Origin of the sequence: Pseudonocardia sp. NPDC049154 (genome assembly GCF_040648315.1) — a bacterium.
Lineage (GTDB): Bacteria > Actinomycetota > Actinomycetes > Mycobacteriales > Pseudonocardiaceae > Pseudonocardia.
This window is the reverse complement of record NZ_JBEZDN010000009.1, coordinates 1-23,922: the sequence shown is the minus strand read 5'-3', so window position 1 is coordinate 23,922 and position 23,922 is coordinate 1. Positions and strand designations below refer to the sequence as shown.

25 protein-coding genes and 1 pseudogene are annotated in these 23,922 nt (G+C 71.3%); 5 read left to right on the top strand and 21 right to left on the bottom strand.

Features of this window, described 5'->3' with window-relative positions; translation table 11 throughout:
* Window positions 1-22: 22 nt before the first annotated feature.
* From AB0B41_RS07405 to AB0B41_RS07370, 8 genes are all read right to left on the bottom strand, one after another.
* Entirely contained in the window at window positions 23-1,186 is a 1,164-nt protein-coding gene (locus AB0B41_RS07405) for a TetR family transcriptional regulator (protein ID WP_358200062.1), read from the bottom strand.
* A gap of 32 nt (window positions 1,187-1,218) precedes the next feature.
* Window positions 1,219-1,830 carry an SDR family NAD(P)-dependent oxidoreductase gene (locus tag AB0B41_RS07400; protein WP_358200060.1) on the bottom strand — a complete coding sequence of 204 codons (612 nt, stop codon included), beginning with the start codon at window positions 1,828-1,830 and terminating at the stop codon, window positions 1,219-1,221.
* A gap of 66 nt (window positions 1,831-1,896) precedes the next feature.
* Entirely contained in the window at window positions 1,897-3,102 is a 1,206-nt protein-coding gene (locus AB0B41_RS07395; RefSeq protein ID WP_358200058.1) for a cytochrome P450, read from the bottom strand.
* A 159-nt stretch (window positions 3,103-3,261) separates the two neighbouring features.
* On the bottom strand, window positions 3,262-4,089 hold the full coding sequence (locus AB0B41_RS07390; protein ID WP_358200056.1) for a sugar phosphate isomerase/epimerase family protein: 828 nt from the start codon (window positions 4,087-4,089) through the stop codon (window positions 3,262-3,264).
* On the bottom strand, window positions 4,086-5,192 hold the full coding sequence (locus AB0B41_RS07385; RefSeq protein WP_358200054.1) for an NAD-dependent epimerase/dehydratase family protein: 1,107 nt from the start codon (window positions 5,190-5,192) through the stop codon (window positions 4,086-4,088). The genes AB0B41_RS07390 and AB0B41_RS07385 overlap by 4 nt, the downstream gene beginning before the upstream one ends.
* A gap of 46 nt (window positions 5,193-5,238) precedes the next feature.
* A complete protein-coding gene (locus tag AB0B41_RS07380; RefSeq protein WP_358200052.1) occupies window positions 5,239-6,483 on the bottom strand; it encodes a cytochrome P450 in 1,245 nt (414 codons plus the stop codon).
* A gap of 9 nt (window positions 6,484-6,492) precedes the next feature.
* Window positions 6,493-6,954 carry a nuclear transport factor 2 family protein gene (locus AB0B41_RS07375; RefSeq protein WP_358200050.1) on the bottom strand — a complete coding sequence of 154 codons (462 nt, stop codon included), beginning with the start codon at window positions 6,952-6,954 and terminating at the stop codon, window positions 6,493-6,495.
* 7 nt (window positions 6,955-6,961) lie between these two features.
* Window positions 6,962-7,537, bottom strand: a complete 576-nt coding sequence (locus AB0B41_RS07370) for a hypothetical protein (protein WP_358200048.1) — start codon at window positions 7,535-7,537, stop codon at window positions 6,962-6,964.
* Between the two features lie 205 nt (window positions 7,538-7,742).
* Between AB0B41_RS07370 and AB0B41_RS07365 the strand changes: the two genes are divergently transcribed.
* Window positions 7,743-8,219 (top strand): MarR family transcriptional regulator, encoded by a 477-nt coding sequence (locus AB0B41_RS07365; RefSeq protein WP_358200046.1) that lies wholly within the window; start codon window positions 7,743-7,745, stop codon window positions 8,217-8,219.
* A 1-nt stretch (window position 8,220) separates the two neighbouring features.
* On the opposite strand, the gene AB0B41_RS07360 is transcribed toward AB0B41_RS07365, so the two are convergent.
* From AB0B41_RS07360 to AB0B41_RS07335, 6 genes are all read right to left on the bottom strand, one after another.
* Complete coding sequence (locus tag AB0B41_RS07360; protein ID WP_358200044.1) at window positions 8,221-9,084, bottom strand: enoyl-CoA hydratase/isomerase family protein; 864 nt, start codon at window positions 9,082-9,084, stop codon at window positions 8,221-8,223.
* Complete coding sequence (locus AB0B41_RS07355) at window positions 9,084-9,791, bottom strand: enoyl-CoA hydratase/isomerase family protein (RefSeq protein WP_358200042.1); 708 nt, start codon at window positions 9,789-9,791, stop codon at window positions 9,084-9,086. Before AB0B41_RS07355 ends, AB0B41_RS07360 begins: the two co-directional genes overlap by 1 nt.
* Window positions 9,792-9,796: 5 nt before the next feature.
* The gene (locus AB0B41_RS07350; protein WP_358200040.1) at window positions 9,797-10,729 is read right to left on the bottom strand and encodes an enoyl-CoA hydratase/isomerase family protein; all 933 of its coding nucleotides are present in this window, start codon (window positions 10,727-10,729) and stop codon (window positions 9,797-9,799) included.
* Window positions 10,726-11,967 (bottom strand): CoA transferase, encoded by a 1,242-nt coding sequence (locus AB0B41_RS07345; protein ID WP_358200038.1) that lies wholly within the window; start codon window positions 11,965-11,967, stop codon window positions 10,726-10,728. Before AB0B41_RS07345 ends, AB0B41_RS07350 begins: the two co-directional genes overlap by 4 nt.
* Complete coding sequence (locus tag AB0B41_RS07340) at window positions 11,964-14,141, bottom strand: acetate--CoA ligase family protein (RefSeq protein WP_358200036.1); 2,178 nt, start codon at window positions 14,139-14,141, stop codon at window positions 11,964-11,966. Before AB0B41_RS07340 ends, AB0B41_RS07345 begins: the two co-directional genes overlap by 4 nt.
* Before the next feature lie 66 nt (window positions 14,142-14,207).
* Window positions 14,208-15,440: a cytochrome P450 gene (locus AB0B41_RS07335; RefSeq protein ID WP_358200034.1), complete on the bottom strand. Its 1,233-nt coding sequence runs from the start codon at window positions 15,438-15,440 to the stop codon at window positions 14,208-14,210.
* A 173-nt stretch (window positions 15,441-15,613) separates the two neighbouring features.
* Between AB0B41_RS07335 and AB0B41_RS07330 the strand changes: the two genes are divergently transcribed.
* The 3 genes from AB0B41_RS07330 to AB0B41_RS07320 are packed head-to-tail and all read left to right on the top strand — an operon-like array spanning window position 15,614 to window position 17,123.
* The gene (locus tag AB0B41_RS07330; RefSeq protein ID WP_358200032.1) at window positions 15,614-16,144 is read left to right on the top strand and encodes a VOC family protein; all 531 of its coding nucleotides are present in this window, start codon (window positions 15,614-15,616) and stop codon (window positions 16,142-16,144) included.
* Window positions 16,141-16,557: a hypothetical protein gene (locus tag AB0B41_RS07325; RefSeq protein ID WP_358200030.1), complete on the top strand. Its 417-nt coding sequence runs from the start codon at window positions 16,141-16,143 to the stop codon at window positions 16,555-16,557. The genes AB0B41_RS07330 and AB0B41_RS07325 overlap by 4 nt, the downstream gene beginning before the upstream one ends.
* A complete protein-coding gene (locus AB0B41_RS07320) occupies window positions 16,530-17,123 on the top strand; it encodes a ferredoxin (RefSeq protein WP_358200028.1) in 594 nt (197 codons plus the stop codon). Before AB0B41_RS07325 ends, AB0B41_RS07320 begins: the two co-directional genes overlap by 28 nt.
* Before the next feature lie 252 nt (window positions 17,124-17,375).
* Here AB0B41_RS07320 and AB0B41_RS07315 read toward each other — a convergent pair whose 3' ends face one another.
* The 7 genes from AB0B41_RS07315 to AB0B41_RS07285 all read right to left on the bottom strand — a co-directional run bounded on the left by AB0B41_RS07315 (window position 17,376) and on the right by AB0B41_RS07285 (window position 22,563).
* A complete protein-coding gene (locus AB0B41_RS07315) occupies window positions 17,376-17,657 on the bottom strand; it encodes a hypothetical protein (RefSeq protein ID WP_358200026.1) in 282 nt (93 codons plus the stop codon).
* A gap of 226 nt (window positions 17,658-17,883) precedes the next feature.
* Window positions 17,884-18,453, bottom strand: coding sequence for a hypothetical protein (locus AB0B41_RS07310; RefSeq protein ID WP_358200024.1), 570 nt, complete (start codon window positions 18,451-18,453; stop codon window positions 17,884-17,886).
* Complete coding sequence (locus AB0B41_RS07305) at window positions 18,450-18,848, bottom strand: hypothetical protein (protein WP_358200022.1); 399 nt, start codon at window positions 18,846-18,848, stop codon at window positions 18,450-18,452. The genes AB0B41_RS07310 and AB0B41_RS07305 overlap by 4 nt, the downstream gene beginning before the upstream one ends.
* On the bottom strand, window positions 18,845-19,648 hold the full coding sequence (locus tag AB0B41_RS07300) for an SDR family oxidoreductase (RefSeq protein WP_358200020.1): 804 nt from the start codon (window positions 19,646-19,648) through the stop codon (window positions 18,845-18,847). The genes AB0B41_RS07305 and AB0B41_RS07300 overlap by 4 nt, the downstream gene beginning before the upstream one ends.
* A gap of 68 nt (window positions 19,649-19,716) precedes the next feature.
* Window positions 19,717-20,982: a cytochrome P450 gene (locus AB0B41_RS07295; protein ID WP_358200018.1), complete on the bottom strand. Its 1,266-nt coding sequence runs from the start codon at window positions 20,980-20,982 to the stop codon at window positions 19,717-19,719.
* 51 nt (window positions 20,983-21,033) lie between these two features.
* Window positions 21,034-22,023 (bottom strand): NADP-dependent oxidoreductase, encoded by a 990-nt coding sequence (locus AB0B41_RS07290; RefSeq protein WP_358200015.1) that lies wholly within the window; start codon window positions 22,021-22,023, stop codon window positions 21,034-21,036.
* A gap of 78 nt (window positions 22,024-22,101) precedes the next feature.
* Window positions 22,102-22,563, bottom strand: coding sequence for a MaoC family dehydratase (locus AB0B41_RS07285; RefSeq protein WP_358200013.1), 462 nt, complete (start codon window positions 22,561-22,563; stop codon window positions 22,102-22,104).
* Window positions 22,564-22,678: 115 nt separating this feature from the next.
* On the opposite strand from AB0B41_RS07285, the pseudogene AB0B41_RS07280 reads away from it, so the two are divergent.
* Window positions 22,679-23,827, top strand: a pseudogene (locus AB0B41_RS07280) (2-oxoacid:acceptor oxidoreductase family protein); the annotation flags it as partial.
* Window positions 23,828-23,922 lie beyond the last annotated feature (95 nt).

Below are 23,922 nucleotides of genomic sequence, written 5' to 3'. Positions count from 1 at the left end.
GTGGGACGGGTCGGGGGTCGGGTCAGGGTTCGTGTGCGTCCGGGACGCCGAAGCACCCGCAGACCGCGGCGAGCGCCCGAGTGCGGATGTTCGGCTGGACGCGGAGGTCGGCGGAGCGGGCGAGGTCGTGCACGACCGACAGCGCCGCTCCGAGCCGCACGTCGACCTGGACGGCGTCCAGGTCGGGCCTGGCTCCGCGCAGCGCCGTCTGCCACGCGTCCATCCAGGCCCGCCGCTCCAGCCGGAAGGCGCGCAGCGGCCCCGGAGCGAGGTATAGCCACTCCTCGGTCAACACTTGACACAGCCACGGCTCGCGCAGCGCCAGCGCGACACGGAGGGCGGCGTTGTCCCGGAGGCCCGCTGCCGGTCCGCGCCGGTCGCGGGCCACCCGGGTCCGGCTTCGCTCGACGCGGTCGACGCCGTCGCGGACGATCCAGGTGAGCAGGTCGGCCTTGCTCGGGAAGTAGTGGTACACCCCGGCTCCGGTGAGCCCGGCACGGCTCGCGACGTCCTCGACGGCGACGGAGCCGAAGCCGTGTCGGACGAACAGCTCCGCGGCGATCCGAGCGATCTCGGCGGGCCGGTCCGTAGCGGCCGAAGAGGTCGGCTCCGGTGCGGGCGGTGGAGCCTCGCCGGGCGGCGCGTGCACGACCTCGGCCGCGACCTCCGCCAGCGCGAAGGTCAACGCCTGCCGCGCCCGGCGTCGGGGGAACCGGCCCGGAACCTCCAATGTGGAGCGGACGACGTGGGCGCGCAGCACGGCGTCCTCGGTCGCGATGCCCGGCCACCGTCGTTCGATGACGGCAGCCAGCCTGGTGACCACCTCGTCGGCGCGCCGCCATGTGGCGGCCCGCTCGTCGGGCTCGAGGTGGCGGGACTCGCGCAGGAGCAGCGCCCATAGGCTCCGGCACTCCACGGACAGCTCACCGAGACGCTCGACGAGGCGACGGTCCTCCTCGAGGGCGGCCTCGCGCAGGACCTCGGCCAGCAGGTCGAGCCCTGCCCGGACACACGCCCGGAGCACGTCCTGCTTGCCGTCGTACCGCCGGTAGACGACCGGCACCGCCACGCCCGCCGCGGCGGCGATGTCGCGCACCGCCACCGTGTCGTAGCCGTGCTGGTGGAACAGGTCCGCCACGACCCGCTGGACGGACCGCCCGCCCGCATCCTCGACCCCGTACCTCACGTGTCCGTGCTCCCCCGCCTCCGGCGACCTCGCTAGCAGGCCATCCTCCCCCCGTCCACGTTGACGATCTCGCCGACCACGTAGGACGCCAGGTCCGAGGCCAGGGACAGCGCGACCTTGGCGATCTCCTCGGGCCGCCCCAGCCTGCCCAGCGGAGCGGGCGCGGTACCGCCGAAGACGCTCTTCGAGCGCCTGCTCATCGGGGTGTCGATGACACCGGGGGCGACGGCGTTGACCCGGATCCCGAAGGGTGCCAGCTCCTTGGCCGCACTGCGAGTGAGCGCGTGGACCCCGCCCTTCGAGGCGCTGTAGTGCACCAGTCCGCCGAGCCCATGGACGGCGGCTTCGGAGCCGACGAGCACGATCGCACCGGCCCGCCGGTCGAGCATCCGACAGGCGGCGCTGCGCAGCACGTGGAAGGTGCCGTCGAGGTTCACCGCCTGCATGCGACGCCAGGCATCGGCGGTGACGTGGGGCAGGGTCAGAACGGGCTCACCCGCACGGGTCTGCTCCGCCACCAGGGCCTTAACCTGCGCGTCGTCTACCCCGGCCGCATGCACCACGACGTCCGGCGCCCCGAGCGTCTCCGTGACCTCGGCGAACGCACGCTCGACGGCGTCGGCGTCGGCGACGTCCGCAGCCACCGACAGCAGCTCCGGGCCGTTCGCCCGCCCCGGTCACCACCGCAACGGAGCCCTCCAGCATCCCGCTCAGGGCCTGCCCGCCCGCCGGTCCGCCACCACGTTCAGCGGGCTGAACGAACGCGGCATGTACCCGCGGTAGCGCGCGGGCTCGGCATCGGTGTCCCACCGGAGGTTCTCGTAGCGGTCCAGCAGCTGAGCGATGACCTCGAGCTCTTCACCACGGGACAGGGCCGCGCCGACGCAGTAGCGCGGGCCGACGTTGAAGGCGACGTGGTCCTTGATCCCGCGCCGCTCGACGTCGACGACGTCCGGGTTCGGGTAGTGCTTGGGGTCGCGGTTGGCGGCGCCGTTGACCGGGTGGACGCGGTCGCCCTCCCGGATCAGCTGCCCTGCCACCTCGACGTCGCGCGTCGCGACCCGCACCCGAAACTGCACCGGGGCGAGGTAGCGCAGGACCTCCTCACCGAAGTCCGCGACGGCCCGCTCGTCGCCACGTAGCCGGTCCTGCAGCTCCGGGTGCTCGAGCAGGACATAGATGGCGTTCTTCAGGAAGTGCGAGGTGGTGTCGGTCCCGGCGAAGAACAGCACGCGCGCCTGGGCGAGCACCTCGGCCTCACCCCACGGCTCGATGACGCCTGGACCCTGGCGCCAGAGCAGCGAGATGAGGTCGTCCGCCTGGGAGTCCTTGCGCGCCCGGATCACCGGGAGCAGGACCCGGTTGAGGTTCTCGGCGGCCGCCTTCGCCTCGGCGAAGGCCGAGTCGTCCTCGCCGAACGTCTCGGTCCACCGGAACATGGCGATGTTCCAGGTCCGGCAGTCCGCCATGGTCTGCTCGTCGCGCCAATCCAGACCCAGCATGGCCGCGATGACGTCGCTCGGGATGATGTTCGCGTACTCGGTCGCCAGGTCGAACCGGGTGCGCTCGCCCAATGCGTCGAGCCTCCGGGACACGAGATCGGCGATGAACTCGGTCCGGTAGCCGTTCACCGTCCGCGGGCTGAAGTGCTTGAGCAACATCCCGTGGACCGCGTGGTGCTGCTCGCCCTGCAGCAGCAGGACCCCGCGGGGGCCGCCGTAGACGTCCGCGGCTCCGTTGAGCTCGAAGTAGGGGTGCTTGAACACGTCCTCGCGCCGCTGCACCTCGCGACACTCGTCGTACCCGACGACGATCCACGCGTTCATGCCCTCGTCCCAGTGCACCGGGCCGGCGGCCAGTCGTTCCGCGAAGAACCCGTATGGGTCCTGGTCCCGGGCTTCCTTCAGGCTCTGCATGGACCTGCCTCTCCTCTGATGACGGGCGCACCACGGAAGGTCCTGTGGTGGAGCGAAAGGGGGTCGACCGCGCCGGTCGGCGCACAGGGTGCACCGTTCCCAGCCAACTTCATTAACGTGGTAAAATGTAAGCTTCTACCTTAATGGGTGTCAAGCGCATCACACCCCGCGGACTGCGGCGTGCGCGGCGTCGACCGAGGTCAGACGGTCGAGCGCATCGGAGTAGATCTCCACCGACACCGGTCGAGGATCTCCCGGCGGCCGGACGACGTCGAGGAACCGTCCGAGGGCGAACTCGCCCCGCCCGACGCAGCGCCGGCGTGAGACGGCCTCCGCTCGGACGTCATCGGTCTCCGGCCGTAACGGACCGTCGTTGACCTGAACCATCACGATCCGGTCCGCAGGCACCGACGACAGCGCGGCCCAGTCCGCGTCGCCGCGGAAGAAGTGCCACGAGTCCACGCACAGGCCACCGTTGGCCCGCCCGGCCGCGGTGACGACCCGGTCGGCCGTGGAGACGTCCGGGATGTTGGTGTAGGGCACGAACTCGAGCGCGACCGTGAGGCCGTGCGGACCCAGCCGGTCGCACAACTCGCCGAAGGAGTCGACCACGCGTTGGTCCACCGGTCGGTCATCGAACGTGCCGACCGCCTGGACCAGCGGGACGCCGAGCTCGTCGCCGAGTTCGACCACCGCCCGCTCGACCTCGGGATCCGCGTAGACCATCCCCGGTCGGCCGGGCACGTTCGCGGGGCCGGGCGGCGCACAGAACCCGAACAGCACCTCGGCCTCGGCGGCCACGATCCCGTGGTCGTCGAGGACCGCGCGCAGCTCGGCCGGGCGCCACCCCTCCGCCCGCAGGCGCCGGTAGTACGGGACGGCCAGCCCGATCCCCGAGTAGCCCGCCGCCGCGGCGGCGGCGACCCGGTCGGGGAACGCGGCGTAGCGGACGGTGCCCCAGGCGAGGACGGGTGCCTGCCGGGTCACGTCGGCCGTCCGGCCGGGTCCGGCAGGATCCGGCGACGCTGCAGCTCACCGATCGCGTCCCGGAAGGACTCCTCGGTGTCCCAGACCGTCGTGAAGCCGGCCTTCTTGATCTTGACGGTGCTGACCAGCGCAGGGGGCGGCGGCGTGGTCGCCCCGTGGTGGAAGGTGTAGTCGGCGTAGAGGTGCGACTGGCCGAGCACCGCGCCGAGGTCGCGGACCGCCAGGCCCTGCTCGTCCGCGACAGCGGCCCAGTCCTCCGCGTGCGCGGGCAGGAAGGCGGCGAGGCTGCGGGCCACGGGCTCGGCGGGCTCCACCCCGAGTGCGTCCGCGAGCGCGGGCCACAGCTGCGGCCAGGAGAACACCTCGCCGTTGGTCAGGTTGAAGTGCTCGCCGTCCGCGGACTCGGCCGCCGCGGCCCAGACAAGCGCATCCGCGACGAGCCGCACGTCCACGACCTGTTTGGGAAGATCGACCGGGTACCCCGGGAACCCGAAGGGCTCCCCGGTCCGGCGACAGATCGCCGCCATCGCGCCGATCACCGGCGGCATGCAGTAGCCGACCCCGTACGCGGGCCCGACCACCTGCACGGGGCGCAGCACCGTCCACCGGAACCCGGCCGACGCCGCGTACTCCCGCAGCAGATCCTCCTGGTGCCAGTAGAAGTTCTCGTGCGGGTCCCGCGGGTGCCGCTCGCGGGCGGGCAGCGGGATCGGATGCAGGTGCACCCCGTAGGCCTTGGTGCCCTGCATGATCGTGACCTGCGCCAGCAGATCGGTCGCCAGGAGCGGACGCAGGACGTTGTCCAGCATCGCCTTGTTGACCGCCATCTGCTCGGGGTCCGACCAACCGGCCACCAGGCCCGGCTTCTCGAAGACCGCCGCATGGACCAGGTGGGTGATGGGCGGGAGGTCGGCGAGGGCCGCGGCCGCGGCCGCGGCGTCCCGCAGGTCCACGGCGAGCTGCCGGTAGCGCGGCTCACCAGGCACCTGCGGTGCGCCGCGGGCGGCCCCGACGACCTCCCACCCGGCGGCCAGGAAGGCCCGGACCGCCTCGCGGCCGATCAGCCCGGAGGCACCGGTCACGAGCACACGATGTTCGGTCACATCCACACCTTCGTCGGACGTCGTCGGGTCGACTGCGGCCCCGTCGTCAGGCGACGACGCGCAGCTCGGCCGTGGCCCGCATCTTCAGCCCGGCCTCGTGCGGGACGAAGTCCGGCGCGAGCCGCAGGTCGGGGAACCGGTCGAGCACCGCACCCAGGGCGACGGTCAGCTCCGCCCGAGCCAGCATCGCCCCGAGGCAGAAGTGCCGTCCGTGGCCGAACGCGAAGTGCTCGCCGCGGGCCGAGAACGCGTCCTGGTGCGACAGGTCGGTGCGGTGCATGTCGTAGACCTCCGGGTCGGCGAAGCGCCGCTCGTCCCGGTTGGCCGAGGCGATCACGAGGTACACCGTCGAGCCCTCGGGCAGCACGCCGCCCTCGATCTCCACGTCCTCCGCCAGGACGCGCCCATTCATCTGCGAGGGCGGGGTGAGCCGCAGGGTCTCGCTGATGGCCGGGACGACCAGCGACCGGTCGTCATGCACCTCCTCGTAGCGCTCGCGCTCGATGAGCAGGTGGGCGAAGAGGCTGCCGATGGTCTTGTCGGTCGTCTCCGAGCCGGCGTTCAGGAGCTGGGTGACGTGGGTCATGATCTCGTCGTCGCCCAGCGACTGGCCCTCGAACTCGGCCGTGGTGAGCACGGAGATCAGGTCGGAGCCCGGGTCCGCTCGCCGCGCGGCGACGATCGGGCCCAGGTACTCCCGCAGCTCCCGAGTCGCCCGGACGCCCGCGTCGTGCACGACCGAGTCCCGGGCCAGGTTGGACAGGAAGGCGATCATGGCGTTGTACCAGCCCCAGAACCGACGGTAGTCGGAACGGGGCAGGTCCAGCATGTCGGCGATCACGAACACCGGTAGGTAATGCGCGAAACGCGTCAGCAGGTCGAATTCCTCGCCCGACTGCACGGGATCGAGGAGAATGTCGACCGCGCGCTCCACGGTCCCGTCCAGAATCTGCGCCACATTGCGGTGGATCGTCCCCGACCACGCGTCCAGCCCGGCGCCGCGGAAGTGCGGGCTGACCAACGCGCGCTTCCGGGAGTGCTCGCCGCCGCCCATCTGCAGCAGGCTCCGCCCGAACACGGGCTCGAGCTGCCACTCGTAGTTGCGCGTGGTGAACGCCGGGTGCCGGTAGCCCGTCGAGACCGCCGCGTGCCGGGTGAGCAGATAGGCCTGCGCACCCTCGTCCCAGTGCAGCGGGGCCTCGGCCCGCAGCCTGCGGTAGAACGCGTACGGATCGCGTGCCACCTCGGCGGAGAGCAGGCCGGGGAAAGACGTGTCAGCCAGGATCGCCACGGTGGCCCCTCAGAACGGCTCGAGCAGCTTGATGTCCTGGCCCTCGCTGACGAACCACCGCTTGACCAGGCGCTCCGCGATCCGCCACGTGCCGTCCCGCCGCTCGTAGCGGTCGACGTAGGTGGCCGAGACCAGGCTGACCTTCCCGTCGTGGTGCTCACAGACGGCGAAGCAGTCGCTGCGGCCGGTGGCGACGTCCGGGTTCTCGAACGCGACGGTGTGGTTGGTCGTCCAGTGCTTGGTGGACGACCAGGCCTTGCCGATCACGACCTGGGACTGGCGGATGCCCTCGGTGCCGTGGAAGTCTCCGCGCCCACCCGGGATGAGGTAAGCGGCGTCGGAGTGCCACAGGCTCATGAACAGCTCGAGGTTGTCGTGGTCGACCCCCTCGCAGTAGCCGGCGACCAGCGCGGAGATCGCCGTGCGGCTCTCCTGCTCGTCCAGGCGCTCCTCGATGGTGCGAGTCGTCATCGAACCCTCACTTCGTCCGGAACTGCGCCGGGTAGTTCTCCGGCAGGTCGTCCTCGGAGATGGGGACGACCTGGTGGTTCATCACGTACCGGTCCTCGCCCTTTGCGAGGTCGTTCTCGTCGAACTCCCAGAAGACGACCGTCCGGCCGGCCAGCACGTAGTGGGACGCCTGCGGGGACGAGTCGTCCACATAGCCCATCTTCCGCGCCACGGCGGCGGTCAGGATCTGCCGGTACGTACCCTCGGTGACGATCTCGTTGTCCGACACCACCACCCGGGTCTTCTTGGACTCGATCACGTACGAGCCGTTGTTGACCATCTCGGTGTAGTTGGCGAGCACCGCCTCGCGGCCCTTCGGCCCGGTGTCGTCCGTCCGACCCGCCAGCACGCCGAACTCGTGGTACTGCGGGTCCGGCGAGAGAGTGGGGAGCACCATGTCGAGGTTCGCGAGGACCTCGCCCTTCGAGTGGTGCACGACGGTCTCGAGGTGCTTGCGCTGCTTCGGGGTGGTGGCCTTGTGCATGTGCGGCTCGAAGCTCGTGTACGTCAGCTCCGGCTTCAGATCCTTCACGAGATCACTCACGACGCCTCCCTGCGGTGGTGGTGCACATCAGATATCTAACATGGCAAAATAATCGCTGCGATCCATGTTCCGCAACCTTTGTCCATCACTCCGCAGTCCCCCGATCCGGCCACGTCCCCGACCCTTCCCTTATCATGGAGAGCCGACCATGTCATTCGAACTTTCCGGGCATATCGCACAACTCCCGGAGGAGGGTGCGCCGAGCATGGGCACGCCGGCCACAGAGCAGCCCCCGGAGGACGACGAGTCCATCCGCGGGATCAGCGACGTCGACATCACCCGGCTCCGCATGACGCTGGGCAGGCTGGGGCGGGTGCTCCGGCAGCAGAACGACGAAGGCCTGTCCTACGCACTCATCTCGCTGTTGTTCGCCATCCACCGGATGCAGCCCGTCACCGCGGGTGATCTCGCGGCTAGCGAGGGTGTCACTCCCCCGTCCGTCACCAGGAGCTTGAACCGACTCATCGAGATCGGCTACGTCCTCCGACTCGCCGACCCGGCGGACCGCCGCACGGCGGTGATCTCGTTAACGCCCGCGGGCGAACTCGAGCGACTTCGGATCCTGCGCACTCGTGAGAACTGGCTGTCCGATCACCTCTCCCGACTGAGTGCGCGGGACGTCGAGGCCCTCCTGGCGGCGATCCCAGCCCTCGAACAGCTCTGCGACCCCGCTCTCGACTGACTCACGGGACCTCCGAGGCGGTGAGCCGCGCGCGCGAGCGCGCGAGCGCCTCGTCGGCGCCGTTCCGACGGACCTCCGCGAGGAAGTTGAACTCCTCCGGCTGGAAGTGGATGTTGCTGAGCGAAGCGCCCACGACGGTCGCGGCGGCGAAGGAGTGGTCCACGCCCATCTTGGCCAACGAGGCGAAGACGGCGTACTTCTCGGTCACGATCCCGTCCCGCATGATCGACGCGCACATTCCCGCAAGGGTGTCGACCGCCGTGTCGACGTCGTCGGCGACCTCGTCCACCAGGCCGATCCGCTCGGCCGTGGCCGAGTCCCAGATCCGCCCGGCGAACGCCAGCTCGGAGGTGCGCTTGAGGCCCACCGTCGCGATCAGCAGCGAGAGGTCGCCATCGGCACCCAGGCTGTGCCAACGGGGTACGGCGAACCGGGCTCCGACGTCGGCCACGACCAGGTCGGCGCACAGCGCCAGGAACAGGCCCGTCTCGAAGCACTCCCCCACCGCCTTGACGACGGTGACCTTGCGGCAGTGCAGCAGCCGCCGGTAGAGCCCGCGATCGCCCCACCAGGACTCGTCGAACGCCTCGAGCCGGGCGCGCTGGCTCGGGTGCTTACGGACCGCGCCACCGGGGGCCTCGACGTACTGTCGCCAGGCCTCGTCGGGGTCCCAGCCGCGGGACAGGTCCGGGCCGGAGCTCTCGATGACGACGACCTTGACGTCGTCATCCGCGTCGATCGCGTCCAGGTGCTCGACGATCCGCCGGGCCATCGCCCGGGTGACGAAGCTGCGGCCGAGCCGGATCACCGCCCGGTACTCGGCGCGGTCGAGCAGCAGCTCGACGCTCTCGGTCTCCTCCGCCATCATCCGCTCCCCACGGCACGCGCGCTCATCGCATAGTGCGGCGCGAGGTCGAACTCCCGGCCCACGCCGTGGGCGTCGAGCACGGCCTGGCGCAGCATCGTCGTCATCGCCACCCCGTCCAGTGGCATCTCGGCGACGTCGGCGGCCAGCCGCGCCGCCGCCGCGGGCAGCGCCGCCCGCGACACGACGTCGTTGATCAGGCCCGCCTCCTGGGCCCGGTCCGCACCGAGGAGCTCCTCGGTCACCGCCCACGCCTTCGCCCGGTTGAGCCGCATGGTCAACGCGGCGAGCACGAAGTTCGACTCGGGCAGCGCGAGGAACGGCGAGCCGAACCGCGCGTCGTCCGCGGCGACCGTCAGGTGCGAGCAGAGCACGAGCATGCTCCCCGCACCCGTGCAGGACCCGGCGACCTCGGTCACGACCGCCTTCTTGGCGAAGCACAACGACTGGTAGAGGCCCTTCGCGCCGGCGAACACCCGCCGCCACCGCGCCGACGGGGGTGCCGAGGCGGAGACGGGGCCCGTCACCTCGGGTGCGAAGTCCGGCCCGGTGGCCCGCAGGTGGATCACCTTGACCAGGTCGTCGTCGGCGAGGGCCACGACGGTGTCGCGCAGCTCCCAGCCGAAGTCCGCGTCGAACCGGGAGAGCGGCGCGAAGTCCGCCACCTCGACCGTCGCCACCCCGGCGCTCACCGACACGTCGATCATCCCGCTCACGGTGCCCCCTCCGTCCCCGCCGCCACCCGCGACCGTGGGTCGGCGGCGCCCTTGCGGGCCTTGTCCGCGTCGAGCGCCCCACCGACGCCGACCTCCTTGGCGGTGCGCCAGAAGTCCAGCTCGTCCTGACCGGGCTGCAGGAAGTGCGACACGAGCAGCCCCGTGATCGACGGGACGCTGGTGTCCATCAACCCCTCGGCCGCGCGCAGCCGCGCGGTCAGGTGGTCGACCTCCGCGGACGACCGCGCGCCGATCGGCCGCACGACCCGCTCCGTGAGGGCCGCCAGCTCGGCGGCCGGGGCACACTCGTACACCAGCCCGAGCCGCTTCGCCTCGAGCCCACTCATCGGCTTCGCGGTGTACCCGGTGCGACGAGCGGCCTTCATGCCGATGATCCGGTTGATGTGCACGCTCGCCACCGCGCCCGCGGGCCCGAGGAACCGAGCCTCCAGCGCACCGATCCGGGCGTCCTCGGCCGCGAGCACGAGGTCGACCTTGCAGGTGATCATGAAGTACGCGGCGGCGGCGCAGTAGCCGTGGATCTGCGCGACGGTCACCTTGGTGCACCGCGAGACGGCCTGGCTGAACCCGAGCCTGCCCCAGGCCATGTCCGCGCCGTAGCGGTAGCCCACGTTGAGGGTCCGCCGGCGCTCCTGCGGCAGCCGCTGGCCCCACTCCTCGTTGATCTCGTTGCCGCTGCAGAAGGACTTGCCGTTACCGCGGAACACCACGACGCGCACATCGTCGTCCTCGTCCACCTCGGCGAGCAGGTCGACGATCCGGTCCCGCATCGGGACGCTCAGCGCGTTGTGCTTCTCGGGCCGGTTCAGGGTGATCGTCGCGATCCCGGTCTTCCGGTCGACGTCGTAGAGCACCTGGTCGACGGCGGCGGCGCGGGACTCGTCGGTCCCCCATCGGCGCGGCTTCACGGCGCCACCTCCTCGTCCGGAGCCTCGACCACACCGGCCTCGACCAGCGCACGAATCTCGTCCGGGGACAGACCGAGCGTGGCCAGCTCGGCCCGGGTGTCCTCGCCGAGGGCGGGTGTGTGCTCGCCGACCCGCCCGGGCGTGGCGCTCATGTGGAAGGGGTGCCCGATCGTCCGGACCTCGCCGAAGACGGGGTCCTGCTGGGTCACGACGTAGCCGTTCGCCAGCACGTCGGGATCCTCGGTCAGGTCCAGGAAGGTGTTGACCGGCGCCACGGGGACGTTCGCGGCCCGCATCCGCTCGACCCAGTCGTCCCGGTCGCGGGTGCGGAAGACCTCCTCCAGCATCGGCTCCAACACGGCGCGGTTCTGTTCGCGGATCTTCCCGTAGGCGAACCGCTCGTCCGAGAACAGGTCGGGGCGCTCCAGCGCACCGGTGAGGTTGCGCCACAGCTTCTGGTCCGTGGCGCCGATGACCACCCAGCGGTCGTCCCGGCAGCGGAAGGCCCCCGAGGTGGACGTGACCCGGCCCTGCGGCCGGTAGATCCTCTCCTCGTTCAGCGAGATGGTCAGCTCGGCGGTGTGCATGCCCAGACACGCCCCGACCAGGCTCGCATCGACACGCTGCCCCTCCCCGGTGCGCTCGCGGACGTACAAGGCGGACACCACGGCCATGGCCAGGAACATCGCCCCGGCCGAGTCCGCCATCCCGCGGGTTGCCAGCCGCGGCACGCCCTCCGGGCTGCGCATGAAGTCCGAGACCCCGGAGACCGCCTGGGCGACCATGTCGTACATCGGCTCACCACTGTGCGGCCCGGACGGGCCGTAACCCGAGGCGCCGGCATAGATCAGCCGCGGGTTGACCGCGTGCAGCTCCGCCCAGCCCAGCCCGAGCCGGTCCAGGACTCCCGGCCGGAAGTTCTCGATCACCACGTCGGCCTCGCGGGCCAGACCCAGCACGATCTCCCGACCCTGCGTGGTCGTGATGTCGACGGCGAGCGAACGCTTGCCCCGGTTGAGGCCGTGGAAGAAGCCGTGGAACCCGTTGGCCGCGGGCCGCAGCCTGCGGTCCCACTCGCCGCCGGGCCGTTCGATCTTGAGCACCTCTGCGCCCATGTCGGCGAACAGCCGGGTGGCCAGGGGTCCCTGCATGAACCGCGTGAAGTCCAGGACACGGACGCCGGCGAGGGCACCGCCCGGGTTGTGGGTGCGGTCGGGCGCCCGCTCGGGCGGGCTCACCGCCGGTCCTTCGTGAGGACCAGGGCGTCGAGGCCCTCGGCCCCCGACGCCGTGGCCAGCAGCGGGTTGACCTCGAGCGTCTCCAGCCGGTCACCCAGCGACAGCGCGGCCCGGCTGATCGCGACGATGGCCTCGGCGAGCGCGTCGAGGTCGACCGGCTCCGCGCCGCGGGCGCCCTGGAGGAGCGCGGCGGCCTTGAGCCCCGTCAGCATCTCCTTGACCGTCGCCGCGTCCACCGGCAGCACGCGCAGGCTCACGTCCTTCAGCACCTCGACCCAGATCCCGCCGAGCCCGACGGCGAGGACCGCGCCGAACGTCGGGTCGTGGGTCACACCCACCAGGAGCTCCACGCCACCCGCGGCACGCATGGGCGAGACGAGCACGCCCCGCACCTCCGCCTCGGGCGCTAGGGTCGCGGCGGCCTCCCGGATCCGCTCGAACGCGGCGCGAGCCTCGGCCTCGCCGCGCACGTTCAGCACCACCCCGCCGATGTCCGACTTGTGGGCGATATCGCGGGAGCAGACCTTCATCGCGACCGGACCGTCGACGGCGGCCACCGCACGCGCGGCCGCGTCGACGTCCTCGACCAGGACGGCGGGCACCATCGGTGCGCCGTGCTCGGCCAGCAGCGCCCGGCCCTCGTCCTCGGCCCACGCACCGACCGGCTCGTCCGCGCGGGCGACGACCTCGGGTCGGACGGGCGGCTCCGCGGCCAACACGCGACCGCGCAGCGCGATCCAGCGCACCATGTTCCCCACCGAGGCGAGCCCCAGGTCCGCGCCCGGCAGCAGGAACAGCTCCGCGCCCTCCAGCAGGCCGCGCGGGTAGTCCGCGACGTCGAGGCACGTGTTGGAGGCCATTACAACCGGCACGGGCGAGTCCCGGACGATCTGTCCCAGGATCTCCAGCCTGCTCTCGATGAACGTCGGGTCCTCCGGCCGGGCGCTGGGCAGCGGCGTCATCATCGTGAACATGAAGTCGATCCCGCCGTCCTCGACGGCGATCTCCATCAGGTCGTCCTCTGCCTTCGTCGGCCGCGGCCTGGCACGCGCGTGCCCGAAGCCGGTCGTGTCCAGGGGGTTCAGGATGGACGCGAACGGGGGCAGCTGCTCGGCGAGCTTCGCGACGGTGGCCGGCTCCCACGCGGGCAGCTCCAGCCCGTGGACGCTCGCGAGGTCGGCGATGATGTTGCACCCACCGCCCGACGAGGTGACCACGCCCATCCGGGTCCCCTTCGGCCGGACCTTCTGGTAGCCGAGCAGCCCGGCCGTGGAGACCATCTCCTCGATGCTCTCCGTGCGGACGATACCGGCCTGCGCGAACGCGGCGTCGACCACCGCGTCGTCCGTCGCCACGGCGCCGGTGTGGGCCATCGCCGAGCGCTTGCCCGCCTCGCTGCGGCCCGCCTTGAACGCCACGATCGCCTTGTCCAGCTCCAGCGCCCGGCGCCCCAGCGCGAAGAGTCGCTCCGGTTCGCGGACCGTCTCCAGGAACAGCGCGACCGAGCGGGTGGCCTCGTCCTCCAGCAGGTACTCGAGGATGTCGAGGCTGGTCAGGATGGCCGAGTTGCCGACCGAGGCCCAGAGGCTGCAGCCGACCCCGTGCGCCTGGGCGAACTCGTAGGTCGCCCGCGCCATGGAGCCGCTCTCGAACACCGCGCTGACCGGACCGCGCATCGGCGGCCGCTCGCTGGCCACGGCCCAGGGTGCGATCCCGAGGCTCGCGTTGACGTAGCCGATCGTGTTCGGACCCATGATCGTGATGTCGAGCTCGCGGGCGACCTCGCCCAGCCGCTGCTGGCGCTCGCGCCCCTCGTCCCCGGTCTCGCCGTAGCCCGCCGCGAGCACCACGGCGTTCTTCACGCCCGCCGCGGCGGCGTCCTCCAGCAGCGCCTCGACGCGTGACGGGCCGACCATCAGGAACGCCAGGTCCGTGGGCTCGTCGAGGTCGCGCATCGACGGAATGGTGGGCCTGCCGAACAGCTCGGGGTACTTGGGATGGACGAACGCGAGATCCTTGACACCGCCCGCCGCGTCCAGGTTGCGCATCAGGTTACGTCCCCAGTTCGACGTCTCGGACGCGCCGACGACCGCGAGCCGCCGCGCGCCGAAGAAGTGCCGCAGCCGGTCGGGGGTGACCAGCGCCTGGCGCCGGTCGTACTCAAGAGTTGTCATGTGGCCCTTCTTCCCGCGCGGCCACGCCACGCACGTTCTCTCCAGCCCTTGCCTGACGGTCCGGCACTACAGAACGACCTCCAACGACTCCGGCGAGCGCATCTTCAGCCCGCGGTCACGCGGTACGAAACCCGGTGCGAGCCGCATGTCCGGGAACGCGTCGAGGAGCGCGTTCAGTGCCACCTCCAGCTCGCTGCGCGCCACCGATGCGCCGAGGCAGAAGTGTCTACCGAAACCGAAGGCGAAATGGCCGCCGACCCCGTTGAACGCCGAGGCGACGTCGAGGTCGGCGCGGCCCGGCACGAACTCCGCGGGCTGGGTGAAGCGTCGCTCGTCCCGGTTCGCCGACGCCATCACCAACAGCACGAACGAGCCCGCCGGGATCGGAACGCCCGCGATCTCCACGTCCTCGGTCACGACCCGACCGTTCATCTGTGACGGCGGCGTGAGCCGCAGCGTCTCGACGATCGCGGGCAGCACGAGGGAACGGTCGTCCCGCACGGCGGCATACCGCTCCGGGCGCACCAAAAGGTGGCGGACGAGGTTGGTCAACGTGCGGTCGGTGGTCTCGGACCCCGCGTTGAGCAGGTGGGTCGCGTGGGTCATGACCTCGTCGTCGTCGAGCAGCCTGCCGTCGATCCGCGCCGCGGCGAGCATCGAGATGAAGTCCCCGCCCGGCTCGATCCGGCGGGCCTGCACGAGTGGGCGCAGATAGTCACGCAGCTCGGTCAGCGCCGCCGCCCCACGCCGCTCCACCTCGGGGTCGCGGGCGAGGTTCGACAGGAACTCGCTCTGCGCCTGGTACCAGCCGTAGAAGAGCTCGTAGTCCGACCGGGGAAGCCCCAGCACCTCGGCGATCACCCAGACCGGGAGGCGGTGACTGAACGTGGCCGCGAGATCCACCCGGGTACCCGGAACCAGCCGCTCGACGAGCCCGTCGACACCGTTCCGGATGGACTGGGTCATCAGCTCGACGATCGTGCGATGGATCAACGGAAGCCAGGCTTCGAGCCCCCGTCCACGGAAGTACGGGGTCATGACACCGCGGATGCCGGAGTGCTCCCGACCAGACATCTGCAGGATGGTCCGACCCATCGCGGGCTCGAGCTGCCAGGCGTAGTTCTCGGTGCCGAACGCCGGGTTGCGGTAAGCCGCGCTGACGTCCGCATGCCGGGTGATCAGGTACGCCCCCGCCCCGGCGTCGTAGTGCACGGGAGCGTGCTCCCGCAGGTGGGCGTAGTAGGCGTGCGGGTCGCGCTCGGTCTCCTCGGACAGCAGGCCGCGGTCGGACAGCAGCATCGCACCTCCCCGGCCTCGTCGATGTGCGGAGCGGCCCTTCGCCGCGCCGCGAGAAACTTAACCTCACTAAGGATTAGAACAGCGGTTCCGCGGGGCGTCAACCGGACCGACGAACCGTCGAGACGAAAAGCTTAGTCATGTGTACTATCTCGTCCGACGGACGAGGAGGACACATGTCGGACCCCGCGATGCTGCGGCTCTACCACACCGGCCTGATCGTCAACGACCTGGAGCGGGCCATGAAGCAGATGGGGGGTGCGCTGGGTCTGCAGTGGGCGCCCCCGAAGGAGTCGACGACCCCGCTGCTCGGCCCGGACGGGCTCGTCGGTCGGCACGTACGGTTCACCTACTCGCTACAAGGCCCGCACTTCGTCGAGCTGCTCGAGCAGATCGACGCCGGTCCCTACGTGAACCTCACCGGTGGCCGCTACATCCACCACCTCGGTTATTACACCGAGGACCTGCCGGGCGCGTCGGCCGCGCTCGAGAAGCAGGGCTACCGCCGCGAGCTGTCCGGGGACGAGGAGGACGGACGGATCACCCGTGCGGCCTTCCACTACAACGACGAGACGCCCGGCATGTGGATCGAGCTGGTGAGCCACGAGATCGCCGCCGAGATCGGGGACTGGATCGCCGAGTCCGCGGCCGCGGCCGGAATCCCGTACGTCTCGCCGTTCGCCTGCCGGGCGGGCACACCACGATGACGTGGGACAGGGCGTTCCTGACATTCACGAGGCTGCGCGAGGACCGGCACATCGAGTACAACGCCTGGCACCAACTCGACCACCTGCCCGAGAACCTGCGGCTGCCCGGAGTGGTCTGGGGTGACCGGTGGGTCTGCACCCCGGACTGCCTGCCGTGGGTCACGGGGAGCGACGCGGACGCCGGGCACCAGTACGCCGTCGTGTACTGGTTCCGCACACCGCTCGACGAGTCGGTGCGCGACTGGACCGAGCTCAACCAGCGCGCGCACAGTGGTGGGGACGACGGCCCGAGCTCGCCTACACCGACCGCCGCCCGGTCGGCTTCCTGTCCCCCGTCTCGGCCCACGCCGCACCGCGGGTGCTCGTCGAGGCGGGGGCGGTCCCGATGCGTCCGCACCGCGGCGTCCACCTGACCGTCTCGCGGTTCGGCCACCCCCTCGACCCGATGGCGGGCCTACGGTTGGCCCGCTTCGAGGCCGAGACGGTCCCCGCGCTGCTCGCCACCACCGGCGTCGCCGGGGTGTCCACCTACGCACTGCACTCGGACGGAGCGGGTTTCGGCGACGCGGGCGGGGCCGGCCGCGGCACACTCGTCCGGATCGTGCACCTGGACGGCGACCCCGTCGATGCGGCGCCCGCGGTCGGCGCGCTGCTCCGGCCGGACGCGGCGGCCACCGAGATCGAGCACGTCGTCTGGAGCGGTCCGCTGCGCACCATCACCCCGGGGAGTGGGACTGGTTCGGGTCGCCCTGACCCCACCGCCCGCCCCGGCCACCGAGGAGGACCGATGAGGATCGAAGTGGACCGCGACTGCTGCATCTCCGCAGGCGCCTGCATCCTGGAGGCGGAGGACCTGTTCGACCAGGACGACAACGGGGTCGTCGTGCTCCTCGTGGAGGCGCCGGACCCCACTCGGCTGAACGCAGCCCGAGCCGCCGCCGAGGCCTGCCCGGCCGCCGCGATCACGGTCGTGGACTGAGCCCGACTCCGGGCCGCGGACGCACACACTCTGGACAGGGTGTCGCACCACGGAGGTGTCGTAGTGCGCAGCAGCTCGCAGCCGGAGGAAGTAGTCTCGGTGGCGCTGCCGGACCGCCCGCGCGTCCGTCATGAGGTACGGCATCGGGTCGTCGACGGGTCGCTCGTCAAGGTCACGGACGTGACCCAGTCCAGGTCGACGAGCAGCCGCACCAGCGAGGCGTCGGCCTCCGGGGGTCTCGGGGAACGAGCTTCACGACATCGACTCCCACGCGAGGTCGTCGCGCTCGATCAGCCCCGCCCGGCTCCCCCGCGTCTGGGCGACGACGTCCGGAACGACCGCGCGGAACTCGTTGCTCTCCCACCCGGCACCGTCGGCCGCATCGGGACGGAGTGGAGCGTCCCGACGATCCGGTCGTCGCTCACCGCCATCCGTGCGCGGGCGAGCGGTGATCTCCTCGAACGCCTGGTCGGGATCGAAGACGGTGTGCGGGAGCGCGACCACGAACCTGACGGCCGCGGTACCGGTTTGCATTCCCCCGCCCGTGCGCGCCGATGTGCGACGCGGCGCCCGGAGCATCGCCCTGGACGGGCTTTTCGCGCGCTACACCGCGACGAGTCCGGAGCCTCCGCGGCCGGCTGAGCTACACCCTGACCGAGCAGCGCGACGCCCGGTGTTCGCCGCGAGGGCGTCACCCTCCGGGGCTCGATCGGGGCGGCGTCGCGTTCCCGACCGCGATCGTGACCATCACGAACCCGACCTAGGCCAGGGTGAGCCCGTGGCGGTGCGCTGCTTCGAGGGGCAGCAGGCCGGCCCGGACCACGAGCACCGGCAGGCTGTAGAGGCTGTACCCCATGAGCAGGGCTCCGACATTCGCCTGCACAACGGCGGGCAGCCGCAGCAGGTCCAGCCGGACGAGCGGCGCGGCGACACGTCCCTCCCACCAGACCCAGGAGACCAGGAGCAGCGGTGCCAGCCCGAGCGGCACGAGGACCGCCGGGTGCAGCCAGCCGAGGGCGTTGCCATGGCTGAGCCCGAGCAGACCAGCCCCGACGGCGACACTCATCACCAGCGCCCCGACCACGTCGGGGGTGCTTCGGATCCGCGCCGCGGCCCCGACGCCCGGGACCCCGAGCCGCAGACCGAGCGCCGCGCCCACCACCAGACCCGCCGCCCCCGCGTAGGCGGCGGGCGTGCCGAAGGCCTGCACCACCGCCGTCGTGATCGGATAGCCGATGCCAGCGCCGAGCGCCGTCGTGACCGAGAGCAGGGCGATCACCCCGCCCGCCCGCTGCACGGGCAGGTGTGCGCGGGCCGCGGCGATCGTCATCGCCACGAGGCACAGCGCCAGGCCCTGCAGTGTCCCGCCAGGAAGACCCCGAACGACCCGGCGACGGCGCTGAGCAGACACCCGATCGCAACCAGTGCCGCGATGGCGACGGCGGCGCCGCGCATGTGCCGCCCGTCGGTTACCCGCCCCAGCACCGGCGTCGCCACGGCGCCCACCAGCAGGGTCACCGTGTACGACCACTGCGCATGGTCCGCCGAGAGGCGGAACTGCTCCTGCAGGACGGTCACCAGGGGCGCCCCGAGGGTGACGACGACCGCCGCGACCAGCGCGGCCGCCACCAGGACCGTCGAGAACAGGACGGGGCGCGGCGCCGGTTGCGACGGGTCGCCCGTGGGGCGGGCGGAGGCCCAGTCGCCAACCGCGTCGGCGGTCAACTCCGTCCGCGCTGGTGGCCCGAGCCCCCGCCGGTCACCGGCATCAGGGCCTGAGAGAGGCCACCGTCGACAGTAATCTCGTTCCCGGTCACCTGGGCAGCGCCGGGGCCGCTCAGCCACAGGACCGCCTCGGCGACGTCGTCCGGGTGACCGATGCGGCGCATCGGGATCAGCGACTCGCGGTACCGCCGGTTCTCCACCGCCGCCTCGTCGGCCGCGTTGCCGAATGCGGCGAACGTCAGCCCGGTGTCGGTCGGGCCGGGCGCGACGGCGTTGACCCGCACACCGTCGGGCCCCCACTCGAGCGCGAGCTGCTTGACCAGCATCAGCAGCGCCGCCTTGGACGGGCTGTAGGCACCCATGGGCGGGGTGGGGTGCCGCGCGGAGATCGATGTCGTGGCGACGACCGAGCCCCGGCTCGCCACCAGCGCCGGGTAGGCCGCCTTCGCCAGCAGCCACGTCGCTCGGGTGTTCACTGCGAAGACCTGGTCCCAGGACTCGACGTCGAGCGAGTGCAGCGGTCCCCCGCCGCCCAGACCGGCGTTGCTGACCAGCGCGTCGATCCCGCCGAGCTCCTGCTCCGCGGCGCGCACGGCCTCCGCCGGGCCCTCGACTGTTGACAGGTCGGACTGCACGACGACCGGGCGTCCGCCCCCGGCGGTGACCGCCTGCGCCGTCTCGTCCAGCAAGGACTTGTCGCGGTCGACGAGGGCGATCACCGCCCCCTCGTACCGCGCGGTCGCCAGCCTGGCCACCGCCCCACCGATTCCGCCCCCGGCTCCGGTCACCAACAGTCGCATCATCGCCACCTCGTCATCGAGCGTCATCGGACAGCGGCGCCGGGCAGGCGCCGGTTCGGGCGGCGCCGTCAGGTCCCGACGGCGATCGGGAGCGCGATCGGGGTCCGCAGCGACCGACCGCCCCACACCACCGGATCGTCGGTCAGCCGGGCGCCCGGGAACTGCTCGGCCATGGCCGAGAACAGTGAGGCGGCCTCCATGCGCGCGAGACCCGCCCCGAGACAGAAGTGCGGTCCGAGCCCCAGTGAGACGTGCAGCTTCGCGTCCGGACGCAGTACGTCGAGCCGCTCGGGGTCCAGGAACACGTCCGGATCGCGGTTCGCCGAGGCCAGGACCCCGATCACCGTGTCGCCCTCCTCGATCAACACCCCGTCGAGCTCGCGTCGCTGGGCGGCCACGTACTGCAGGAAGTGGGCGGGGGTGACGTAGCGGAGCAGCTCCTCCACCACCGCGGGGGCCTTGGCCCGGTCGGCCACCAGCACCTTCCACTGCTCCGGGTGCTCGAGCAGTGCCATCATGCCGATGGCCAGGAGGTTGCTGGTGGTCTCGTGCCCCGCGAAGATCATGAGCGCGAGCATCGCCCGCACCTCGGTGCCGTTGACGACGCCGTCCGCCTCGGACTCGAGCAGGGCCGACACGAGACCGGTCGGCTGCCCGGACGCCCGGTGCCGCTCGACGAGCCGGTCGATGTAGGCCATCAGGCTCTCGTACGCGCCCGCGGCCTCGATGGACTTCTGCTCGGAGTCCGCGTTGAGCTTGTTCTCTGCGATCCGGAAGGCCCACGAGTGGATGTCGTCGAGGTCGCTTAGCGGGATGCCGAGCAGGTCACCGAGGACCTTGAGCGGCAGCGTGTAGGCGACCTGCTTGAAGTCCACCACGCCGCCACCGGCGCGCACCTCGTCGAGGGCCTCGCGGACCCGACCGTCCACCCTGGCCTGCATCTCCGTGCGCAGCGCCTTCGCCGAGAAGGGCGGGGTGACCACCCGGCGCACCCGCGGGTGGTCCGGCGGGTCGAGCCGCACGAGCTGGGTGAACTCGTGGTCCAGCACGGTGTCGAAGGCGGCCCGGCCGTGCGGGGAGAAGGTCTGCCGCGCGTTCTCGTAGCGGGCGGAGGTCTTCGTGCGGGCGCGACTGTAGAAGTGGTGGTTGTCCCCGAGCAGCTGCTTGACGTCACGGTGCCTGCTGAGCAGCACGGCGTCACCGAGCCGGACCACCGGAGCCTCGTCGCGCAGCCGGTTCCACACCGGGTAGGGGTCGACGAGCGCGTCCGCGTCCCCCGCCAGCAGCTTCTGAACCTGGTCGACGAGGCTCCCCTCACCGTCGGAATTGACCATCCGATACCCTCCGATCCCGTTCGATCCGGTTCCCGTGTGGCCTCGCGGCGCTCAGGTGGCGTCGACGACCAGCTTGCCGAAGGTCCGGCCCGCGACCATGTCGGCGAAGGCGGCCCCGGCCTCCGCCCAGCCGCGGACGAGGTGCAAGTCCTGGTCCAGCTTCCCCTCCGCCAGCAGGCGGCCCAGCTCGGCGACCGCCGTGGCGTTCTCCGAGGCGTAGTCCGCCGCCCGGAACCCGAGGATCCGCAGCGACCTGGTGACCAGGACGAACCAGTCGTCGAGCGGCAGGGGCGGGACGGCGTGCTCGCCGATCGCCGACATCTGACCGCACAACGCGACGCGGCCCAGCGGCCGGAGCCGCTCGACGACACGGGCGGACGTCTCACCCCAGACGTTGTCGAAGTAGCCGTCCGCACCGTCCGGGGCCCAGGCGGTGATCCTGTCGGCGAAGTCCGCGGCCCGGTAGTCCACCGCCTCGATGCCCTTGGCGCGCAGGGCCTGCACCTTGCGGTCCCCCCCCCCGGCGACGCCGAGGACCTCCGCACCGGCGAGCGCCGCGAGCCGGCAGGCGACCTGTCCGACCCCGCCGTAGGCGCCGCTCACCACGATCTTCTCGCCGGGCTCGGGGCGCAGCACCCGCGTGACCCCGAAGTACGCGGTGAGGCCGGTCAGCCCGAGGATCCCGACGGCGTGGTGGTCCGGCACGCCGGGCGGCGGTGTGTACGGCGTCGCGGCCGCCTCCGCGAGCACGGCCAGGTTCGACCACGTGCCAGACCCCGTCACCAGGTCACCGACGGCGAACCGGGTGCTCGCCGACGCCACGACCTCGCCGACAACACCCGCCGCCGGAACGGTCCCCGCCGGGCTGTGGCGCAGTCGGATCCGGTGCGACGGGTCGAGCGAGGCGTAGCGGACACGGACCAGCACGTGGCCGTCTGCCGGGTCTGGGTACTCCCGCTCGGCGAGCACGAACGACTCCGGGCCGAGGTCCTCTCCACCCGCATGAGCGAGGCGGACCTCCTCGGCCGTCCAGGCACCCATGTGACTCCTCCTCGGTGAGCGACGTGGGCGAGGTTAACATGGCTAAGTAATTCGCCCAAGGGCCTTCCCCACGGACTCTCAGACGAGCTGGCGGGAGAGGAACGTGGCCACGCAGCCGGGCTTCGGCTCCCCCTCCACCCCGATGGTGACGGTCATTGCGAGCTGGAGCCCACCCGTCACCTCGCGGACCTCGTCGAGGACGAGCGTCCCGGTCACGGCACTGCCGACGGGGACGGGTGCAGGGAACCGGACCTTGTTGCAGCCATAGTTCAGGGCCATTCGGAATCCCGTGACCTCCAGGACCTCCGTCAGCACCCGCGGAAGCAGGGAGAGCGTGAAGAAGCCGTGCGCGATCGTGCCGCCGAACGGGCCCGTCGCGGCGCGCTCCGGGTCGACGTGGATCCACTCGTGGTCACCGGTCGCGTCCGCGAACTTGTCGACGACCTCCTGGGTGATCGTGTAGGGGGCGCTGCGCCCGAGGGGCACACCGAGCGGGAGGGCGCGGACGCCGTCGACTCCGTCTGCGATGAGGGATGCCATGGGGGACCTTCCAACACTGGATCGGCGTGGCCCGAAAGTGGGCGACACGACTACTTCACTATGTTAACTTCCAAGTCCGAGGATGCACGCCAGTTTGCTCCGGGAGAAACGCACCATGACGATTCACGACAACGCCGTCGTGACGAAGGACCGGGTGGTCATCCGGTTCGCGGGGCGACTCGGGCGACGGCATGCAGCCCACCGGTGACCAGTTCACCTCGGAGACCGCGACCTTCGGCAACGACCTGTCCACCCTGCCGAACTATCCGGCCGAGATCCGGGCCCCTGCCGGGACCCTGCCCTGTGTCTCGTCGTTGCAGCTGCACTTCGCCAACTACGACATCCTCACCCCCGGCGACCGGCCGGACGTGCTGGTGGCGATAAACCCGGCCGCGCTCAAGGCCAACATCGCCGACCTGCCCCACGCGGGGTACTGATCGTCAACACCGACGAGTTCACCAGCGCAACCTCACCAAAGTCGGCTACCAGGCCAACCCCCTGGAAGACGACTCGCACGCCGACTACCAGGTGCACCCCGTCGCCATGGCCACCCTGACCCGGGTGCGCTGGAGGAGACCGGGCTGAGCAAGAAGGACGCCGAGCGGGCCAAGAACATGTTCGCCCTCGGGCTGCTGTCCTGGATGTACCACCGCCCGCACGAGGGCACCGAACGGTTCCTCCGCGAGAAGTTCGCCAAGAAGCCGGACATCGCCGAGGCCAACATCCTCGCCTTCCGCGCCGGGCACGCCTACGGCGAGACCACCGAGGCCTTCGCCGTCACCTACGAGGTCGCCCCCACCCGCCTCGCCCCGGCACCTACCGGCAGATCACCGGCAACACCGCGATGGCCTACGGCATCGTCGCCGCCGGACAGACCACCGGCCTGCACGTGTTCCTCGGTAGTTATCCGATCACCCCGGCCAGCGACATCCTGCACGAGTTGTCCAAGCAGAAGGCCTACGGTGTGACCACCTTCCAGGCCGAGGACGAGATCGCAGGCGTCGGCGCCGCCCTGGGCGCCTCCTTCGGCGGCTCCCTGGGTGTCACGACGACGTCGGGTCCGGGGATCGCGCTCAAGGCCGAGACCATCGGCCTGGCCGTCGCCCTGGAGCTGCCGCTGCTGGTGATCGACGTGCAGCGCGGCGGGCCCAGCACGGGGTTGCCGACCAAGCCCGAGCAGGCCGACCTGCTGCAGGCCATGTACGGGCGCAACGGCGAAGCCCCCTTGCCGATCATCGCCCCGCAGTCGCCCGGGGACTGCTTCCCGGACTGGCGGGTGGAGGGGGCGACCCCGGCCAGGCAGATCAGCGAGTCCGGGGTGGGGAACCGGCCGCGGGCGTCGCCGATCTCGGCGAGCAG

Excerpts from the sequence above, each read along its gene's own strand:
- AB0B41_RS07335 (WP_358200034.1), bottom strand. The coding sequence starts at position 15,440 with ATGCTGCTGTCCGACCGCGGCCTGCTGTCCGAGGAGACCGAGCGCGAC.
- AB0B41_RS07285 (WP_358200013.1), bottom strand. The coding sequence starts at position 22,563 with ATGGCATCCCTCATCGCAGACGGAGTCGACGGCGTCCGCGCCCTCCCG.
- AB0B41_RS07355 (WP_358200042.1), bottom strand. The coding sequence starts at position 9,791 with ATGATCGACGTGTCGGTGAGCGCCGGGGTGGCGACGGTCGAGGTGGCG.
- AB0B41_RS07360 (WP_358200044.1), bottom strand. The coding sequence starts at position 9,084 with ATGGCGGAGGAGACCGAGAGCGTCGAGCTGCTGCTCGACCGCGCCGAG.
- AB0B41_RS07315 (WP_358200026.1), bottom strand. The coding sequence starts at position 17,657 with ATGCAAACCGGTACCGCGGCCGTCAGGTTCGTGGTCGCGCTCCCGCAC.
- AB0B41_RS07375 (WP_358200050.1), bottom strand. The coding sequence starts at position 6,954 with ATGACGACTCGCACCATCGAGGAGCGCCTGGACGAGCAGGAGAGCCGC.
- AB0B41_RS07365 (WP_358200046.1), top strand. The coding sequence starts at position 7,743 with ATGGGCACGCCGGCCACAGAGCAGCCCCCGGAGGACGACGAGTCCATC.
- AB0B41_RS07290 (WP_358200015.1), bottom strand. The coding sequence starts at position 22,023 with ATGGGTGCCTGGACGGCCGAGGAGGTCCGCCTCGCTCATGCGGGTGGA.
- AB0B41_RS07320 (WP_358200028.1), top strand. The coding sequence starts at position 16,530 with ATGCGTCCGCACCGCGGCGTCCACCTGACCGTCTCGCGGTTCGGCCAC.
- AB0B41_RS07340 (WP_358200036.1), bottom strand. The coding sequence starts at position 14,141 with ATGACAACTCTTGAGTACGACCGGCGCCAGGCGCTGGTCACCCCCGAC.
- AB0B41_RS07325 (WP_358200030.1), top strand. The coding sequence starts at position 16,141 with ATGACGTGGGACAGGGCGTTCCTGACATTCACGAGGCTGCGCGAGGAC.
- AB0B41_RS07310 (WP_358200024.1), bottom strand. The coding sequence starts at position 18,453 with ATGACGATCGCCGCGGCCCGCGCACACCTGCCCGTGCAGCGGGCGGGC.
- AB0B41_RS07300 (WP_358200020.1), bottom strand. The coding sequence starts at position 19,648 with ATGCGACTGTTGGTGACCGGAGCCGGGGGCGGAATCGGTGGGGCGGTG.
- AB0B41_RS07395 (WP_358200058.1), bottom strand. The coding sequence starts at position 3,102 with ATGCAGAGCCTGAAGGAAGCCCGGGACCAGGACCCATACGGGTTCTTC.
- AB0B41_RS07330 (WP_358200032.1), top strand. The coding sequence starts at position 15,614 with ATGTCGGACCCCGCGATGCTGCGGCTCTACCACACCGGCCTGATCGTC.
- AB0B41_RS07295 (WP_358200018.1), bottom strand. The coding sequence starts at position 20,982 with ATGGTCAATTCCGACGGTGAGGGGAGCCTCGTCGACCAGGTTCAGAAG.